Below are 16333 nucleotides of genomic sequence, written 5' to 3'. Positions count from 1 at the left end.
GTTGGCCGGAGTTCGGCGCACGGGGCGGTGCCCCGTGCCACCCTGGAGCCGGACACGGAAGCGGAGAGACACACGGTGACGGACAGTACGACCGGCGAGATCGACAACGGGGTCCGCGACGAGACCACAATCCTGCTGCAGGACCGGAGCCGACCGGAGCCCCGGACGAGCGGTGAGGCTCTGCGTGCCATGGCGGAACTCGACGCGGAGTCCGCCGAGTTGATCAGCCGCGCCGTACGGGGCCAGCGCTTGGACGACTTCGACGTGGCGGCCTTCCAGCAGCGTCACGCATGGCTGGCCGTCCGGCTGCCCCAGTTCGCCGCGGAGGATCCCGACCTCGCGGCCAGCCTCCAAGCGGCGGCCGATGCATCGGTTGCAACGTGGCTGGAAGCCAGGGAACGCACCGTGCGCATCTCCGCCGGATGGCATCCGGACGAGACATGCCCGCCGACCCACGAGATGCAGTGGTGGCCGAGCATGTTCGGCGCCCCAGCGATGTGGCGGCTCACCTCTTCGGAGGGCTTCCCTGTCGGTGAACGCCCGGGTCCGGCCGATCTCAGCGAGACGGAACTCCGCTCCTGGGCCGGCCCGCTCCTGCACGGCCGCCAGATCACCAACACGGTGCTCGACGGCTGGCCGGACCCCACGGTTGCGCACCCAGAGCCGGACGACCTCTGTCCCGCCTACCACGTGCACACCGTTGACATCGTCCTGCCCGGTTCAAACGACCCTCCGTTCTGAGAGCCGTGGACCGTCGACGGGCACTAGGCCACGAGCCGCAGGTGCATGGTGGGGCTCTGGGACCAGTCCGGCGTGCGGTCCACATACTCCCAGAACGCCCTGCTCTTCGGCGCGTGACGGGAGTGGGCCGCGACCTGGTGGGGCGGTTTCTTACTGCGCAGGGCGGCCTGGATGAAGCCGCGCCGCATGCTGTGCCCGGTGATGCGGCGCCCCTGCTGCAGGGCCTTGCGCAGGGCCTGCCGCCATCCGGCGAGGATGCCGCTCGCCTCGGTGTCGGTCTCGGCGGCCGCCGCCGCGGCGACCGCTTCCTTGCGGGTCGCCCAGACCTCCGCGACTTCCTGTTCGTGCTCCGCCTTGATCAGCCCGGCCGCGCGGGCGGCGGTCTTGATGATGGTCCGTACGGTCCGGGCGGTGATGCCGCCCTGCCGGTCCGCGCTGTCGTTGCGGCGGCCGGCGGCGTCGGCGCCGATGTTGCCGTGCCGGTCGATGCGCCGCAGAAGAGGCCCGTCGGTGAGCTGGCCCGCGTCGGCGAGGACGTCGAACCAGCGCCGCAGGGCGGTGATGGGGCACAGATCGGGGGCGTCCAGGGGGGCCAGGATGCGCACGGTCTCACCCTCGGCGTCCTGGTCGGCCTTGGACTGCCGGATCTCGACTTCCAGGGCGGGCACGTCGTGGATCTCTCCGGTCTCGTCGTCGACCAGTTCCACGGTGAGGATCCGCACGTCGTTGAGGTTGAGGGCGGCGGGCTCGCTGCACCGCCCGGCCATCCACCAGTCCAGCAGCAGCGTGACCGCGTCGCGGGCCCCGCGCGGCGTGCTGAGGTCCAGCTTGCGGACCATCCGCCGCAGGTCCTCCGGGGTCACCCCGTCGGCCTTCAGCGGACCGGGCCTGACGCCCGCGGCGCCCTTCGCCTCGTGCTTGGCCCGGCCCCGGATGACGCCCTCGATCGCCTTCAACTCTTCTGCGTCCAGCGGCGATCCGTCCAGGGCCCGCATCCCTCGCAGGGTGCCCGCCATCGCCTGGAGCGTCTTCACCGGGTGCCCCCGGTCCGCGAGGGCCGCGAGGAACGACGCCACGGCGCCCCGCTCAGCGGTGTGCCAGTCGACGTCGCTGCACCACTGCGCGTACTCCTGCCAGCGCCAGGCCCGCGCATCCCGGCTGGACTTGGGGACGGACGACTCGAACCAGCGGGCGGCGGACGCCGACAGGCGCATGCCGGTGCGGGTGGTGACCGTCTCCACCCGCCGCACGGCAGGGCGGGGCCCGACGGGGACGATGTCAGTGCTGGTCATGGCGGGTCCTCCCGTTCGCGGTGGGCGTCGTCGGCGGCCGTCGGCGGCGCGCGGGTCGTACGGCTACTTCTTGGTGGTGCGGCGGGCCGGCAGCAGAGCGCGGGCCGCCTCGGCGACGGCCGTTACCGCCTGCCCGTTCTCCGTGCTCCCGGTCGCCGACTGCATGCGGCCGATCGCCTCCAGCAGCGCGACGACGGGGGAGGACTCACCGCCCGGAGGCGTCGCCTTGTAGACCAGGACCGAGTCGCCGGGGCTCGACGGGAGACGGGGAGGGTAGAACTCGACGCCCATCCGGCCGGCGCGGTAGGACAGGGCGACCCGCACCTCGAACTGCTCGTGCTCGTCACCGAGGAACGCGAACTCCTCCTCGGGGCCCAGCAGCAGCTCCTCAACCCTCAGCACGGCGAATCCGCGGCCGTTCCGGAGGGCCGCCGCGACCTTCTTCTTCACGGCCTCGGCCTCCGGCCCCCAGTCCTGGGTGCGGGGCTGCCCGTACGTCTGGCTCACTTGTCCGTGCCTTCCGTGCTGTCCGGGTCGGCGGCCCGCAGGGTGCGCAACCGCTCCTCGATGTCGCGGCGGCGAACGGGCTGTGCCCCGCCTCCAAGAACGCGGGGATCGACCGCGGCCGCCACGGCGGCGGGACCGCCGGTCACCGGTTGCCTGGCACCGAGCAGCTGCTCCACATCGTCGAAGCGGAGCCTCATCACCTGGTCCCCGGGGAACGGCTGGCCCGCGTCGTGGATGTCGGCCAGCAGTACGGCATCGGGGATCTCGTGCCCCTGTGGGTTCACCACGGCGCGGAGCCGGACGCTGCCGGACCCAAGCCCGGCCTGCGGCAGGCGTTCGGCTCCCAAGTGGTCCGCCCACGCGTCGAACTCCGCCCTGCGGGTGCGGGGGTCGGGATGGTGAGGCCGTCCGAGCAGAGCGCCCATCCCCTGCACCGTCCACTCGATGACGGGCAGCCCGGCGGTGATGCCCTCCTCCATCAGCTCCTGCAGGCGGCGGCACTGAGCCAGCTGCAGGCGGCCAACCGCCTGCCACGTCTCGGCCCACTCCTGGTCACTGGTCACGCGGAAACCTCCGTCCGGGGGAGACCCGCCGCGTGCCGCCGGGAGCCGTCCTCAGCCTGTGTGCCCTGTCCCTCGAAATGCCCCTCGGCGGGGGGCTGTTGGTCACGCATCCCGGCCCTCGGACAGCTCGCCGTACCAGGGGGGAGGCTCGTAGTCGAGCGCGAACAGGCTCGCCTCCTGGCCTCCGGGCCCGATGTCGTCCGGGTCGGATTCCGGGTCCTTGGGGCCCAGCTCGGGGTAGCCGCCGGCGGTCGCGACCGCCCGCAGGACGGCCGCGACGTGGAACGCGCCCAGACTGGTCACGGCGCGCTGCAGGTCGAGCAGGAAGCCCGGCACGACCAGCGAGAGGGCGACGGACAGCACCGCTTCCTGGCTCGTCGAACCGGTCAGCGTGCCCGTGGCGACGCCCGCCGCGAGGGCCTTCCAGTCCAGGTCGACCACCCGGCCCGTCTCGGGGTCGGTGCGACGGAGACCCGGGTGGGAGTACGCGATCCGCGCCACCCAGTAGTCGTGTTCGAGCAGCAGGGCGACGGCGGCCTCCTTGTTCGGCCAGCCCTTCGCCGTCTCCTTCAAGGCCTGCGCAAGCTCGTCCGGCTCCATCCGCTCTCCGGCCGCCGCCGTCACGCGGCGCTCTCCGGCCGCTCGACGCTGAACTTGACGTACTCGACGCCGTGTTCGTTGGTGCGTACGGTCTCCTCGAAGGGGACGCCTTCCGCCTCAAGCCGGGCCCGGGTCAGATCAGCGGCGTTCGTCTTCCCGCTGCCCACCGCGCCCAGGATGACAGCGCCCTCGGTCCCAGCGCCGAACGCCGTGGCGGTCAGCGGCAGGGGCTCGATGGACACGGTCTTCGCCGCCCCGCCCCGGTCGACCACGACCGCGGTCCACTGGGACAGGTCGCCCTGCGGGTCGACGTCGACCACGACGGGGCGGCGGCCCTCGCGGGCGAGCTGGTCGAGCAGTTCGGTCCCGCTGACCCCACGACGCTCGGCCTCGGCCTCCAGCAGCCGCCGCACTTCCTCGAACGCGTCCTCGGTGCCGTCCGGCATCCGGGTCTCCTCTCCCACGACGCCGTCAGTTCCCGGGTTCCTTGCGGGCATCGCCGCTCAGGGGCGACGGCGCGCAGGCCTCGACGTGGGCCTCGGTGACCCAGGTCATCCCGCAACCGGCGGGGCACTTCTCGTGCAGCTGCACCCGGATGATCCCGGACAGCGGACTGTCGGCCGGGTCGTCGACGCCGTCAGGCCGGACGGCCACGCCGCCGCCTTCGGTGTACCACCGCGGGAACTCCATCGTTTGGTCCCACCCCCTGAGTCGTTGCGTGCGCGGGCTTCCAGCGTCCAGAAGTGTCATGCGCACGGCGCCCTTTCTGATTTCCGCTAAGGAGACGGTATCGGAAATCAGCTCGTCGGCAGGGGCCTTCGGCGTCGCCCGGACGGGTACTTCGACCGCCTAACGGTTCTGTGAGAGCGATTCTCCGCTCCGCCCCCCTCGCGGCCGGTGGACCGGTACCGCGCTCGCTGGCGCGCGACAGGAGACCAGCAGCGGCAGCGCGGCCGGGAGGGGCGATCCGCTGAGCCGCGATCTGCGGCCCTTCCCTTCGGATCCAGTAGGCCCCTGCCTTGAAACGAAACCTCGATGCCAGATCGCCGTGTGTCGAATGATGCCTGATCAGACCCGGTGCCTAATCAATTTCATTGCATTACATTTCATTGCGTTGCGTTTCATTGCATTGCGATCTTGCAATGGATTCGACTACAGTGCGGAGTCATAGCGGCACACTGATGTCCGTTGTCGGGCTCGCCCGACCTGGCGAGGACGGTGGCGATTTCTCAGACGGCCTGGCGAACCGCAACGTCGTCTCGATGGGGCACCCCGGGCCCCCGGACAGGAGAGGAATACTCCGCCCATGGACTTTGAAACACGCATGTACCGCAAGTTCGTTGCCGTACTCATCGCCGGCGGATTCGCTGGGATCGCTGCCGGAGCCATGGTCGCCTGGCTGCTCGGCATCGAGCTTCCCGGGGGCGCCTTCTGGTTCTATGCGGGCGGCGGCGTGCTGGGTGTCCTCATCGCCGCCGTGTTCGGCTGGCGCACCTTTGAGGACGTGTGAAGCGGCCTTTGCCAGGACCCGGTCGCGGTCCTGTGCCCTGCTGGAAGAAGTTCACTGCGCCCCTAGATTCGCCAGAAGGGTTGAGACGAAGTGTGAGACCGAAGGCATCAGGGATTTGGCGAGCCGCAGGCCGGCGAGCCGAACGCTCGCCAGGTCGTACGAGACCGGACATCCGTGCGGCGTGAGACCGTGAGGTCCCTCCGTACGCAGAAGTCCCGTTCAGCCCCTGCCCACCGCCCGCAAGACCGCCTGACCTGGCCCATGAACGGAGAGATCACCCCCATGAGCGACCTGCCCGGCGCGGAAGTCCCGGAGACTTCCTCGACTTCCGAGAAGCTGTGCAAGTGGCCGGGCGGGTGCTCCCGCCCGGTGAAGAAGAAGGAACCGGGCACCCCGGGCCGCAAGTCGGAATACTGCGACGACCCTGACCACACCCCGCTCAAAGCGGTGCGATGGCGCGAGAAGTACGAGGACAAGGGCGCGTCCGCTGCGGTCGTGGTGCCGGACGACCTGTCGGAGATGCCGTACACGGCGGCCGTCGCCGAGGCGCAGACCACCGAGACATCGGTGACGGTGCTGCTGTCCCGGCTCCTCGAAGTGCTACCCGGTCACCTACAGGCGGTTCAGGCCGCCGGTGACCCGCAGCTGGCCAACCTCCAGGTCGCCAACGCTCAGAACAAGGCCCGTCTCGCCGTCGCCGAAGCGGAGGCGAAGTACGGCGACGAGCATGAACTCCGTCTCGCGGCGGAGGAGAACCAGCGGAAGCTCAAAGAGCGGGTGGCCGAAGCCACTGCCGCCGTGCTTGAGGCGGATGAGCTGCGCGAACAGGCGGAACAGGCCAGCGAACAGGACCGCTCGACAGCGGCCATGATGTTCGCTCTTGCCGTCCTCGCCTCTCGGGAACAACAGGCCACCGCTGTGCGCGCCGCCGAGGAGATCGCGGCCGCGCACGCCGCGGCGGACGAGCGGGCCCGTGCCGCCGAAGAAGCCGCACGCGTCACGGTGGAAGAGGTCCGCGCGGAGACGGCCGACGAGATCAAGGCAGCCCGCGACGAAGCCGCCAGCAAGGTCGAGCGGGAGAAGGCGGCGGCGGAGACCCGGGTGGAGGAACACCGGGCGGAGATGGAAAGGACCGTCGCCGAAGCCCGTGCGGCCGCGCAACAGCGGGTCGACGAGATCGAAGGGAAGCTGCGGGAGGTCCAGGAGGACGCGACCGGGCGCATCGCCGCCGCTCGGGCCGAGACGGCTGAGCACAAGGCCGCGGCCGCCGCCTCGAAGGAACTCGCGGAGGAGGCCAAGACAGCCCGCCGCGAGGCCATCGAAGAGCACCTTCGGCAGACCACACAGCTGCACCAGCAACACGAAGATGACCGCAACCGTCTCCTCGAAGAGCTGCGCCAAAGCCGGGAGTTCGGCGCCCAGCAGGCGGCGGCGGCACAGGCGAGCGAGCGAGCCCGCGCGGCGGCACAGCGCCGGGCCGAACGGCTGGAGAAGGATCTCCGAGCCGCGCAAGGCAAGCTGCGTAAGGCGGAGGGCTCCACGGCCGCGGAGGAGACGCGCGGCCGGGACCAGGTGACGGTGCCCGTCGATGACGACGAAGGGATCCCCGGCCAGTCCGCCATCGTCGACGAGAGCGGTCGGCCGGTCAACGAGGGAGAACAGCCGTGACCCTCGCCCATCCGTCGGAACTCGGTGACCTGTTCAGCCTGGAGGTCGACGAGCGGCCGGTCCAGTTCGTACGGCCTTTAGACACGGACCGCCCCGACTGGGGTGTGTACGACGACAGCACCGCCCGGCAGTTCCTTGGCATGGTGCACTCCGAACTCAGCGACGGGACTCACGTGTGGCGGTTGGGCGCCACCGCCGAGCGGCACGGCACGCTCGACGACGCCGTGCGGGCGCTGCGCAGGCCCGCCTCCTGGCCGCGCGAGCGGTCCCAGGTCCGTGACTGGGCCCGGCGGGTGCTCGCCGATGCGTCCCTTCTCTCCGTCGATGTGGAGACGACGGGCCTTGGCGACGCGTGGGCTGTCCAGATCGCCGCGACGGACCGGGCCGGCACGGTGGTCTTCAACGAGTACGTCAATCCGCTCGCGGACATCGACCCGAAGGCGGTCGCCCTCCACAAGATCACCCCGGAACGCGTCGCTGGCGCGGCCACCTTCGCCCAGCTGCTTCCGGAGCTCACGGAGGTGATGGCCGGACGGACATGCCTGTCCTACAACATGCCCTTCGACCGCGGAATTTTTGAGCGGGAACTGAAGCGTCACCACGGCGCGGATGCCCCCGCCGCCCAGTGGCTGGACCGCTGCAGGTGGGAGGACGCCATGGAGCCGTACGCCGTGTGGAAGGGGCTGTGGTCGGTCAAGCGCGGCCGGTACCGGGCCCAGAAACTCGGCGGGCCGCACGACGCGGTGGAAGACTGCCGGGTGCTGCTGTCCAGGGTCGAGCAGATGGCAGCCGTCCCTCCCCCGGCCTACCGGTGACGTCGCCGAGTCCCCTGCAGAAGGAGGTACTTGACCATCATGAGCGACAGCGATCGTCTCCCGGACTCCCCCGGCGCGCTGGCCCAGCGCATCCGTGAGGACGTCTTGCAGATCCGGGCGCTGCTGAGCCGGACCCGGCTGAGCGGTGAGGAGAGTCCGGAACACCAGATGGCACAAGCCGCCTGGGCCCACCGCCGGGCCATCCTCGAAGTCCTGGCCACGAAGCGCGGCGTCACCGTAGAAGAGATCAGCGTGTCGGCGGTGCCCGCGTACGACCTGATCGCAGCCGCCGTGACCGTCCGCGCTCGCCTGGCGGAGGCCCGTGAGGACCGGGACGGCACCGCAGCCAGTTTCCTCGCGGCGACATCGTTCCTCAGCCCGGCCGGCGCGGGGACACAACTGCCCGACTGGAGCCCGGAGCCGCCTGGGTATTCGGACGACAGAACACCACCAAAGGGGTGACCGTGGGCCGGGATCGCTTCGCGTGCGGCGCCGTCGTCATCTGCTGCCCGTCAGTGAGCATCATCGGCTCTGCGTCTCGGGCGGCTGGTCGCCGTGACGTCACAGACAAACGGAAGCGTGGCTGATGCTGGTGGGGGTGCCGCCGCCCGGCCTGGCGGCCGAACGGCTGGGTACCTCCGCTCGCCGGCGATTCCCTGCACGAAGTCGGGGGTTGCCGTTCTGTGGCTGAGCTGCCCACTTCTACCTACGTGCCCAGCGTGGTCTCCTCGATGTCAGTGCGCCGCGCTAGCGTCGGGTGACGCTCCAGCCGAGAAGGAGACTGCCGTGCAGTGGGCCCAGTTCGTCATCACCACCGCGGTCCTGGCGTATGTGCTGCTCTCGATCTTCCGGTTCGCGAGAGACCCCGCCACTTCGCTCGGCGATGCCTTCACACCGCTGTGGATGCGACGCATCCGGAATCGCCGGATCACGAACCGGATGCGGGAGGAGTACCGCCGCAAGTCAACCGACGCACGGACGAAGAGCTGACACGGGCTGGGACCGCCCATCCCGGCGGTCCCAGCCCGTTGTTCATCCGGCCAGCGGAAAGGTCAGGGGTTCAGGCCGTGGCCGCGTAGTCGTGAATGCGGCGGAGCGTCGCCGCTGCCGCTGGGTGATCGCGATGCACCCGCAGGAGTCGCCCAGCGTGGTCGGCGGCCTTGCGCACTCGGCCTGAGTGAAGTTGTACGGCTTCGTCGAAGAAGGTCTGCCAGGTCGCGCATGCCTTGTCCAGGTGGCCCTGGCGGAGCTGTATCTCGGCCAGGGGGGCGAGGGTCATGGCGCGTGAGCGGCGTTCCTCCTCGGGCCGGTTGCGCAGGCTTGCGCTGTACGCCTGGTCGGCGCCGCGGAGGTCGCCGATGAAGGTGAGGATCTGGCCGCGCTGGAAGTCGAGTGCGGCACGGTGGTACGAGCCGAACGCCGTGGGGCCGGACAGCGCTCGCTCCAGCTGTCGTTCGGTCTCGGTGAGGTGGCTGAGCGCGAGGTGGCGGTTGCCGTCGCTGGCCGCCGCCGCGGCGATCTGCCCCAGCAGGAAGGCGCGGGTGCGGGGCTGGGAGTGGGCGCGGCCTGCGTCGTACGCGGTCTCGGCCAGGGTGAGGGCGTTGTGCGGGTGGCCCAGGTGGAGGGCCTGGATGCTCAGGCCCCGCAGTGCGTGGCAGTAGGTGAGGGGGTCGTCGGCCCTGGTGGCGAGCCGGGAGGCGGCGAGGTAGCAGCGTTGGGCGAGGATGTGGTCCTCATCGTCCCAGGCCATGAATCCGGCAAGGTAGACGAGATCGGCGACGGCGGCGTGCATGCGGCGCCTGACCGGTTCGGAGGCGTCCGAGCGGAGGAAGGCGGTGACGTCGTGGGCGATGTAGGCGTGAACGGCGGCGCGGGCGTGTCCTCCGCCGTAGCGGTCGTCAGCTTGGGAGAACATGTCGCTCATGTCGATGACGGCCTGGACGTCGCTGTCGCCGATTCTGCTGCCGGGGTGGGTGGCGGCCAGTTGGCCGCGCTCGTCGATTTCGGCCCAGTGCGGTAAGGAGAGGGCTGCGAGGGAGTAGGCGGCACTGCGGTTGAACTGGCGCCTGTCCACGTGTGCCCTCCCGATCTCGGCGACGTCTTCCACGGTATCCGCCCTTCCCTCGGGTAAGGGCGCCTCGCCGAACCCGAGATCGGCGACGGTGACGGCACGGTGGAGCTGGCGGGCGAAGGCTTCAGCGATGTAGTGAGGAACGGCTCCTTTTGGGTGGGCTCCGCCAATCCAGTGGGCGACGGCGGAGCGGTCGTAGCGGAGCGGCTCGCCGGCCTCGGCGCCGATGCGGTTGACCAGTCGGGCCAGTGCGTCGTGCGTGGTGCCGGAGGCGTCGATGAGGGCTTCTAACCGCCCGTTGCGCTCGCGTGTCCGTGTCACGGGGTCCCCCAGGATCAGCAGGTGCGGATTGCGTTCAGCACGTGCAGCAGGGCCGGGCTTCCAGCAGGCTACCGACCCTCGATGCGTACGGCTTCACTGTTCGTCAGTTCCCGACCGGCGGCTGATTTGAAGGGTGCGGCGGATGCAGGCGAACGCTCTGGCGAACGTGTGAAGTCGATGTTTCTCAACCCCCGGGCCGTGTGGAATCTCCCCGGCTCATACGCCATGGCCGACACTCCAGCGTGCTCAGCACGAACGCAGACGTTCCAGGAACTCGGGCACCCCGTCGACCGACTTGTACGGCTGAAACGCCGGTCCCAGGTCCCGCACCAGCTTCACGCATCGGTCAGCGCCGATCCGTTGTGCCACGTCCAGCGACTCGTTGGAGACTGTGAGGGCCTGTTCGACCTCCCGGGCCTGAAGCAGGGACCGCGCCTCGTACGTGCGGAACACTCCCCTCGTCTTGTCCCGCGAGCGCGGCAGCAGCGACAGCCCTTCTTCGATCCGAGCCTGCGCCTCCTGCGTCCGGCCGAGATCGAGCATGCACTGACCGGAGTCGACGGCCAGATCTGCGGTGCTCATCCACCGGCACCAGGACGGCGCCGGGTCGCGAGCATCGGTCAGCAGCGTCGCCTCGGCCGCCTTCAGATCCTGGTGGCATGCGCCGGCGTTTCCCATCGCCGCGTGTGCGCGGGCCCGGCGCAGATGGAGCGTGGACCGCGCCATGGGATGCCGGGTGTGGATGAGGGCCTGGCTCAGCGGTTCGATGGCCGTCTCCGGCTTTCCGAGCCAGATCGCCTGATACGCGAAGTCCGCCAGGACCCCGGCCCCTTGATCCCGGTCTCGGGCGGTGTGGGCGTTGGTCAGCGCTGCGTTCCACAGCTTCCCGGCGGCGTAGTGCTGGCCCTGGTCGAACCGGTACCAGCCGCACGTACTTGCCAGCGACGATGCCAGCAGATGCAGACGGTGTCCCGTCGGTTCGCTGAACTGGCCGCCCTCCAGCAGGTCGGTGACCGTGTCCAGGTGCGCTTCGGTCAGCTTGATCATGTGCTGACGCTTCTCCGTCGGCAGTGCCGACAGCTTCGTGCCGGTCTCCTCCAGCCAGCTCATCAGCTCCTCGTCCACGTGGGTGCCGTCGGCAGCAGCTGTGAGGCGGTCGGGTTCCAGTGCGGCCCACTGCGAGGCGAGCCCCGCCAGGGCGAGCGCACTGTAGGTCAGGAAGGTTCGGCGTTCGTGGTCCATCACGGCTCTCTGTGCATCTCGAAGGGCGTGGACGGTGTACGCCGACCCGAGCGGCACCGGCTCCTCGCGGCCGGGCAACCAGTGAGGCCACGGATAGCGCTCAAGGTCGGAGGCCGGCACGTCGAACGCGTCAGCGATGAGGAGCTGCGATTCGGCATCGGGCTTCTTCCGGCCGTGCTCCCACCGGCTGACGGCGGCCTTGTCCACGCCGCACCGCAGCCCCTGCGGGCGCATCCGCGCGGCCCTGTGCATCCGGGCCACCAGATCACTTTGAGACCAGCCGCGCAGAAACCGCGCGTACGCGAGGGGATGCCGGATCGGTTCGTCCACGGAATCAACCCCATCATCGACGGCTACCCCGAGAGTAGCGAGTGCGCGCCCGGGACAACCCCGGGACAACCCCCAACGCCTGTTCCATGAACGGCAGTTGAGCTGTACTCGTTCATCCCCGGAAGCATTTGACGCACATCCGGACACCTCCCGCTCACAAAGCGACGCGCCGTCGCGCTCCCGCGCGCTCAGTGCGCCCACCCCAAGAAGGGAAAGCTCCGCGTGATCATCGACATCCCGAGCGAACTCGAAGCCGCTCTGATCGGCCTTCCTCTCCCGACGTGGAAGCTGGACGGCCCGTTCCTGGCGCAGTCCACCATGGAGGAGTACCGGAGCGAGCTGACGGCCGCCCCCCGGTTCGAGGAGACCGCCGCGACGCTGCGCCACGTACTGACCGGGGAGAGCGGCGGCTACGCCGTGCTGCGCCTGGGGAACCTCGCCAAGGCCCTGGGGATCGACGACGACCGGTTCCTGCGGCTGGCGACGGCTTTCGCGGCTGAGGTGGCGGTCCCCTTCTCGCCCTTCCCGCGGTGGCCCCTGTGGAAGGACATCGGGGTCAAGGTCGACAAGGACCCCGGGAAGTCGTCCGGCATCGGGTACAACGCGTTCCACATGGACCTGGTGAACGGGACCCTGCCCCCGGACTACACCACGCTCCTGTGTGTGCGCCCCGACCCGCTCGGCGGCGGCCCCAGCATCCTCTCCGACGCCCACGCCGCGGTGGCGCGGCTGCCGGAGAGCAGTCGTGCCCTGCTGGCCGAGTCGGCCTACCACTACGGGACCTTCTTCGACCTGCACGGCGTCGGCGAGGAGTGCAAACCGTTCCCGATCCTGGACAGCTCCGACCCGGACAAGGGGTTCGTCCGGTTCACCGCCAAGATGCTGAAGAGGTCCGAGCTCGGCGAGGCGCACGCCGCCGCGGCCAGGGAGCTCGCCGAGGAACTCGTCCGGGGGCAGATCTCCTTCATGCTCCAGCCCGGGGACTACCTCATCGTGAACCAGCGCCGCTTCCTGCACGGCCGGGAAGCGCTCCACAGCGGTCAGGACACCGTCCCGGTCGCCGACCGGCGGCTGCTCCTCCAGCTGTTCCTGCGTGCGAGGGCCGACGCTGGCTCAGCCGCGTAGACGGCCCGGCACCAGGGACCCGCCGAGTCCCGCCCCCGGTTCCGGCCGCCGAGCACGGGGCACGGTCACGGAGCGGGGCCCGGTCGGGCACCGCCCGGAAACGGCCGTCCAGCAGGCAGATCTAGATCCGGGACTTGCGCAAGGAGTGCCACACCGACCCGGACAGCGCCAGCGCGGACCGCGGCACCGAGAGGTGTTCGTGCTCTCGGTACAGCCGCCAGTTGTGTTCCACCAGCGCCAGCTTGTTCGAGGACAGCGACCCTGCCCGGCCGGCTCTGTAGACCGCCAGCGGTTCTTGCAGGCCCCGGGCGGGGTGCCCGTCCCTCATGATGCTCAACCACAGCGCGTAGTCCTGCCGCTTCGGCATGTCCGGCATCAGCCGTGTGCCCAGCGCCGTCCGGTCGTACATGGCGGTCAGGGCCCCGATGTGGTCCTGCACCAGCATGTCGCGGTACGTCACACGCTCCCGTGCCGCGACCACCCGCCCGTTCGGCGTGAAGTCACAAGCCTCCCCCGTGTAGTCGCCATCGACCTTGTAGTAAGAGGTGAACGTCAGTGGGGCATCGCCACCGGCGGCGAACGCGAGCTGCCGCTCCAGCTTGGGGGGCAGCCACATGTCGTCGCTGTCCAGGAACGCCACGTACTCCCCCCGCGCCCGCGCCAGGGCGAGGTTGCGGGCCCTGGCCGCGCCGCCCTGCTCGGGCGCCGCCTGCGGGCGCACGCGCTCGTCCTGGCGGGCCAGGTCCTGCAACAGGTCCATGGAGCCGTCGGTGGACGCGTCGTCGGTGACCAGCAGCTCGACGTCCGTGTGGGTCTGCGCGAGCACGGAGCGCACCGAGGCGCTGAGAGTGGCGGCCGAATTGTGTACCGGCATCACCACAGAAACCAGGGGCACAGCCGTGTGTTCCTTACTCAGGTTGGAGTTGTCATGGATGTCGTTGTCGCTGGTCAGGGCTACGTGGGGCTGACTCTGGCCGTGCGCGCCGCCGAGGTGGGCCACCGTGTCGTCGGCTACGACGTGGACCCGCACCGTATCAAGCGGCTCATCAGCGCTGAGTCGTACGTGGATGACGTGACCTCCACGCAGCTCCGCACCGTGCTGGACTCCGGGGCCTACTGCGCGACGGCCGACGCTGCCGCGCTGGCCGGCTTCGACATAGCGGTGATCGCCGTGCCGACTCCGCTGCGGGACGGTGTGCCCGACCTGACCTACATCGAGTCCTGCGCCCGGACGCTGGGCGCGCACCTTCGCCCCGGCGCGGCGGTGGTCCTGGAGTCCACGACGTATCCCGGGACCACCGAGGAACTGCTGCTGCCGATCCTGGAGCAGACCTCGGGCCTCAAGGCCGGGGACTTCCAGGCGGGGTTCAGTCCAGAGCGCATCGCTCCGGGGAACAGGAAGAGGTGGTCGTTCGACGGGACGCCGAAATTGGTGTCCGGGATCGACGCCAAATCGCTCGACACGATCAAGGGTTTCTACGACGGCATCTTCGGGACCACGGTGCCGGTGTCCGGGACGAAGGTCGCCGAGCTGGCCAAGCTGATCGAGAACACCTTCCGGTTCGTCAACATCTCCATGGTCAACGAGCTGGCGATGCTGGCCGCGGCCCTCGGCGTGGACGTCTGGGAGGCGATCGACGCGGCCGCGACCAAGCCCTTCGGCTTCACGCGGTTCACCCCGGGGCCGGGGGTCGGCGGGCACTGCCTGCCCGTCGACCCGATGTTCCTCTCGTGGAAGGCCCAGCAGGACCTTGGGGTCCCCTTCCGGTTCGCGGAACTCGCCTCTGAGGTGAACCGGAACATGCCCGACTACGTCGTCCGGCGTCTCACGGAAGCGCTCGACAAGCGCGGCATGTCCGTCAGCGGATCTCGGATTCTGCTGCTCGGCCTGACCTACAAGATCAACGCCACCGACCTCCGCGAGTCGCCCTCGGCACGTGTCGCCGAACTCCTGGTCAGCCTCGGCGCCCAGGTCCGCGGCGCCGACCCCAACATCCCGGACGGCGACGACACCAAGCTGAACGTGCCGTTGGTGGACGCGAGCGCGGAGGAGATCGCGGCCGCTGATGCCGTGGTGCTCCTCATGGACCACGCACGATTCGACCTCGCGATGATCGAGAAGAACGCGCCCTACGTCTTCGACTGCCGACACCGCCTGTCCGGACCGAACGTCGAGACCCTTTAGATTCTCGGAATCCCCCCGGCCCGCTGCCGAATCTTCCATCCCCGGGAGTTCTCTTTGCGCGACGAATGGGACCGCGCTCACACGGACTACACCGTGCCCGCGCAGCGTCAAATTCCTGCCTCGCTGGCCGAAAGCGAGAGCGACTGGCGCGACCACCTGGAACGCTCAACCCCCAACGGCTGGCTGATACGAGACAACGCCATGACCGCGGCGCTCGTCAGCGGAAAGCCGATGTACCTGCTGCACACCACCAAGGACATCAACGCCATCCGCACCAGCGGACAGCTGCACGTCTCCACCGGATGCCTGGTCGGGGCCCTGTACTGCTCGCCTCTCTCCAGTCAGCGCGAGGGTCTGCGCCCACACAACCTCGGCGCCTACCTGATGCGGACGAAGCCCTCCACTACGCCCATGGTCTTCGAGGTCATCCCGGATGCTCCGATCCGGCCCAAGGGCGTCGATTACCTGCACCTCGGTGCCATCCACCTGCGTACCTACGAGCGCTACCAGAGCTTCCTCACCCCGGCCGAGAACGACCAGCTCGACCGCACCGTGCTGGCCGGACTGCGCGCCGCGGCCGTCTTCCTCGACGTCGCCCTGCGCAACGCCGCCGGCCATGCCACTCCGGCACCCGAGTTCATCGACCAGTTGTCCGACGCCGTAGCCCACGTGCCGTTCCTCGGCTACCTCTACTTCGAGGTTCTGTCCGAATACCTGATGCTCCACTCCTCTACTCCGGAGACCAAGACCTGCGCCCAGGCGGGAGAGCTGAACAACTGGCTCTACAAACGAATGGCCTTCGGCGCAGTGAACGGCATGGACCAGTTGTTCGACCTCGCCCGTTTCAATCCGCGCCATCACCGGCTCGTCCAGCTCATCGAAGGCATAGAACCGGCTCTCGGCCCGGGAGTCGCCGAATACGTCCGGCAAAGGCTCTCCCACTTGTTCGCCCTGACCGCGCTGCACCCGTCCCAGGATGCGGCATCGGTCACCTTCCAGGGCACTGATCTCAGTACGATCCAGAAAGCCGCGCCCGGACTGATCGGCCAAATGGTCTTCCGTGAGATCCGGTACATGGCCCGCTACCGGCAGTTGTACCACTGCTTCGAGAAATCCAAGGCTCTTGAGGCATGGGACTACTGGAACAGCGAGGGAATACCCACCCCATTCAACGGAATCCTCCCCAAGGGAGAGATCGGAATCAATCCCGTCTACCCCCGATCGTCAGTCAGGGCATGGAGGGCAGAACAAGACAGTAGGGGCTATCTGCATCCGGCCGAGGAGGTCATGGCCGTTTTCACTCCGCACCTGGCGTCATGGTGGGCCCCTCCCCGGCAGCGCGATATTTAGAACGCGGCCGATG

18 protein-coding genes are annotated in these 16333 nt (G+C 69.3%); 9 read left to right on the top strand and 9 right to left on the bottom strand.

The window, feature by feature from the left end:
* The first annotated feature begins 75 nt into the window (after positions 1-75).
* Complete coding sequence (locus AB0958_RS19625; protein WP_366891720.1) at positions 76-741, top strand: hypothetical protein; 666 nt, start codon at positions 76-78, stop codon at positions 739-741.
* A 23-nt stretch (positions 742-764) separates the two neighbouring features.
* On the opposite strand, the gene AB0958_RS19620 is transcribed toward AB0958_RS19625, so the two are convergent.
* From AB0958_RS19620 to AB0958_RS19595, 6 genes are all read right to left on the bottom strand, one after another.
* On the bottom strand, positions 765-2033 hold the full coding sequence (locus AB0958_RS19620; protein WP_366891718.1) for a hypothetical protein: 1269 nt from the start codon (positions 2031-2033) through the stop codon (positions 765-767).
* 63 nt (positions 2034-2096) lie between these two features.
* Positions 2097-2540, bottom strand: a complete 444-nt coding sequence (locus AB0958_RS19615) for a hypothetical protein (protein WP_366891717.1) — start codon at positions 2538-2540, stop codon at positions 2097-2099.
* A complete protein-coding gene (locus tag AB0958_RS19610) occupies positions 2537-3103 on the bottom strand; it encodes a hypothetical protein (RefSeq protein WP_366891716.1) in 567 nt (188 codons plus the stop codon). Before AB0958_RS19610 ends, AB0958_RS19615 begins: the two co-directional genes overlap by 4 nt.
* 102 nt (positions 3104-3205) lie before the next feature.
* Positions 3206-3703, bottom strand: coding sequence for a hypothetical protein (locus AB0958_RS19605; protein ID WP_366891715.1), 498 nt, complete (start codon positions 3701-3703; stop codon positions 3206-3208).
* Positions 3704-3723: 20 nt separating this feature from the next.
* Entirely contained in the window at positions 3724-4149 is a 426-nt protein-coding gene (locus AB0958_RS19600; protein ID WP_366891714.1) for a hypothetical protein, read from the bottom strand.
* Between the two features lie 25 nt (positions 4150-4174).
* On the bottom strand, positions 4175-4393 hold the full coding sequence (locus AB0958_RS19595; RefSeq protein WP_366891712.1) for a hypothetical protein: 219 nt from the start codon (positions 4391-4393) through the stop codon (positions 4175-4177).
* 616 nt (positions 4394-5009) lie between these two features.
* On the opposite strand from AB0958_RS19595, the gene AB0958_RS19590 reads away from it, so the two are divergent.
* From AB0958_RS19590 to AB0958_RS19570, 5 genes are all read left to right on the top strand, one after another.
* A complete protein-coding gene (locus AB0958_RS19590) occupies positions 5010-5213 on the top strand; it encodes a hypothetical protein (RefSeq protein WP_366891711.1) in 204 nt (67 codons plus the stop codon).
* Positions 5214-5495: 282 nt separating this feature from the next.
* Positions 5496-6881: a hypothetical protein gene (locus tag AB0958_RS19585; protein WP_366891710.1), complete on the top strand. Its 1386-nt coding sequence runs from the start codon at positions 5496-5498 to the stop codon at positions 6879-6881.
* Positions 6878-7696, top strand: coding sequence for a 3'-5' exonuclease (locus AB0958_RS19580; protein ID WP_366891709.1), 819 nt, complete (start codon positions 6878-6880; stop codon positions 7694-7696). The genes AB0958_RS19585 and AB0958_RS19580 overlap by 4 nt, the downstream gene beginning before the upstream one ends.
* 39 nt (positions 7697-7735) lie before the next feature.
* Positions 7736-8158, top strand: coding sequence for a hypothetical protein (locus AB0958_RS19575; protein WP_366891708.1), 423 nt, complete (start codon positions 7736-7738; stop codon positions 8156-8158).
* A 324-nt stretch (positions 8159-8482) separates the two neighbouring features.
* Entirely contained in the window at positions 8483-8686 is a 204-nt protein-coding gene (locus AB0958_RS19570; RefSeq protein ID WP_366891707.1) for a hypothetical protein, read from the top strand.
* A 70-nt stretch (positions 8687-8756) separates the two neighbouring features.
* Here the strand turns inward: AB0958_RS19570 and AB0958_RS19565 are convergent, their stop codons facing one another.
* Entirely contained in the window at positions 8757-10088 is a 1332-nt protein-coding gene (locus AB0958_RS19565) for a tetratricopeptide repeat protein (RefSeq protein WP_366891706.1), read from the bottom strand.
* Positions 10089-10334: 246 nt separating this feature from the next.
* A complete protein-coding gene (locus AB0958_RS19560; protein ID WP_366891704.1) occupies positions 10335-11537 on the bottom strand; it encodes a helix-turn-helix transcriptional regulator in 1203 nt (400 codons plus the stop codon).
* A gap of 345 nt (positions 11538-11882) precedes the next feature.
* Between AB0958_RS19560 and AB0958_RS19555 the strand changes: the two genes are divergently transcribed.
* Positions 11883-12785, top strand: a complete 903-nt coding sequence (locus tag AB0958_RS19555; protein ID WP_366891703.1) for a TauD/TfdA family dioxygenase — start codon at positions 11883-11885, stop codon at positions 12783-12785.
* Positions 12786-12906: 121 nt separating this feature from the next.
* Here the strand turns inward: AB0958_RS19555 and AB0958_RS19550 are convergent, their stop codons facing one another.
* Positions 12907-13680, bottom strand: a complete 774-nt coding sequence (locus AB0958_RS19550; RefSeq protein WP_366891702.1) for a glycosyltransferase family A protein — start codon at positions 13678-13680, stop codon at positions 12907-12909.
* A 33-nt stretch (positions 13681-13713) separates the two neighbouring features.
* Between AB0958_RS19550 and AB0958_RS19545 the strand changes: the two genes are divergently transcribed.
* Positions 13714-14970, top strand: coding sequence for a nucleotide sugar dehydrogenase (locus AB0958_RS19545; RefSeq protein WP_366891701.1), 1257 nt, complete (start codon positions 13714-13716; stop codon positions 14968-14970).
* A 54-nt stretch (positions 14971-15024) separates the two neighbouring features.
* Positions 15025-16320 (top strand): hypothetical protein, encoded by a 1296-nt coding sequence (locus tag AB0958_RS19540; protein WP_366891700.1) that lies wholly within the window; start codon positions 15025-15027, stop codon positions 16318-16320.
* Positions 16321-16333 lie beyond the last annotated feature (13 nt).

The sequence above is a fragment of the Streptomyces sp. NPDC006655 genome, assembly GCF_040703965.1.
Taxonomy (GTDB): domain Bacteria; phylum Actinomycetota; class Actinomycetes; order Streptomycetales; family Streptomycetaceae; genus Streptomyces.
Note: the sequence above shows the minus strand (reverse complement) of the source record. Positions and strands in the feature narration are given on the sequence as shown.

What these genes read in the sequence shown, in the direction of transcription:
- AB0958_RS19600 (WP_366891714.1), bottom strand. Translation starts at nt 4,149, where the DNA reads ATGCCGGACGGCACCGAGGACGCGTTCGAGGAAGTGCGGCGGCTGCTG.
- AB0958_RS19575 (WP_366891708.1), top strand. Translation starts at nt 7,736, where the DNA reads ATGAGCGACAGCGATCGTCTCCCGGACTCCCCCGGCGCGCTGGCCCAG.
- AB0958_RS19605 (WP_366891715.1), bottom strand. Translation starts at nt 3,703, where the DNA reads ATGGAGCCGGACGAGCTTGCGCAGGCCTTGAAGGAGACGGCGAAGGGC.
- AB0958_RS19620 (WP_366891718.1), bottom strand. Translation starts at nt 2,033, where the DNA reads ATGACCAGCACTGACATCGTCCCCGTCGGGCCCCGCCCTGCCGTGCGG.
- AB0958_RS19585 (WP_366891710.1), top strand. Translation starts at nt 5,496, where the DNA reads ATGAGCGACCTGCCCGGCGCGGAAGTCCCGGAGACTTCCTCGACTTCC.
- AB0958_RS19545 (WP_366891701.1), top strand. Translation starts at nt 13,714, where the DNA reads ATGGATGTCGTTGTCGCTGGTCAGGGCTACGTGGGGCTGACTCTGGCC.
- AB0958_RS19590 (WP_366891711.1), top strand. Translation starts at nt 5,010, where the DNA reads ATGGACTTTGAAACACGCATGTACCGCAAGTTCGTTGCCGTACTCATC.
- AB0958_RS19595 (WP_366891712.1), bottom strand. Translation starts at nt 4,393, where the DNA reads ATGGAGTTCCCGCGGTGGTACACCGAAGGCGGCGGCGTGGCCGTCCGG.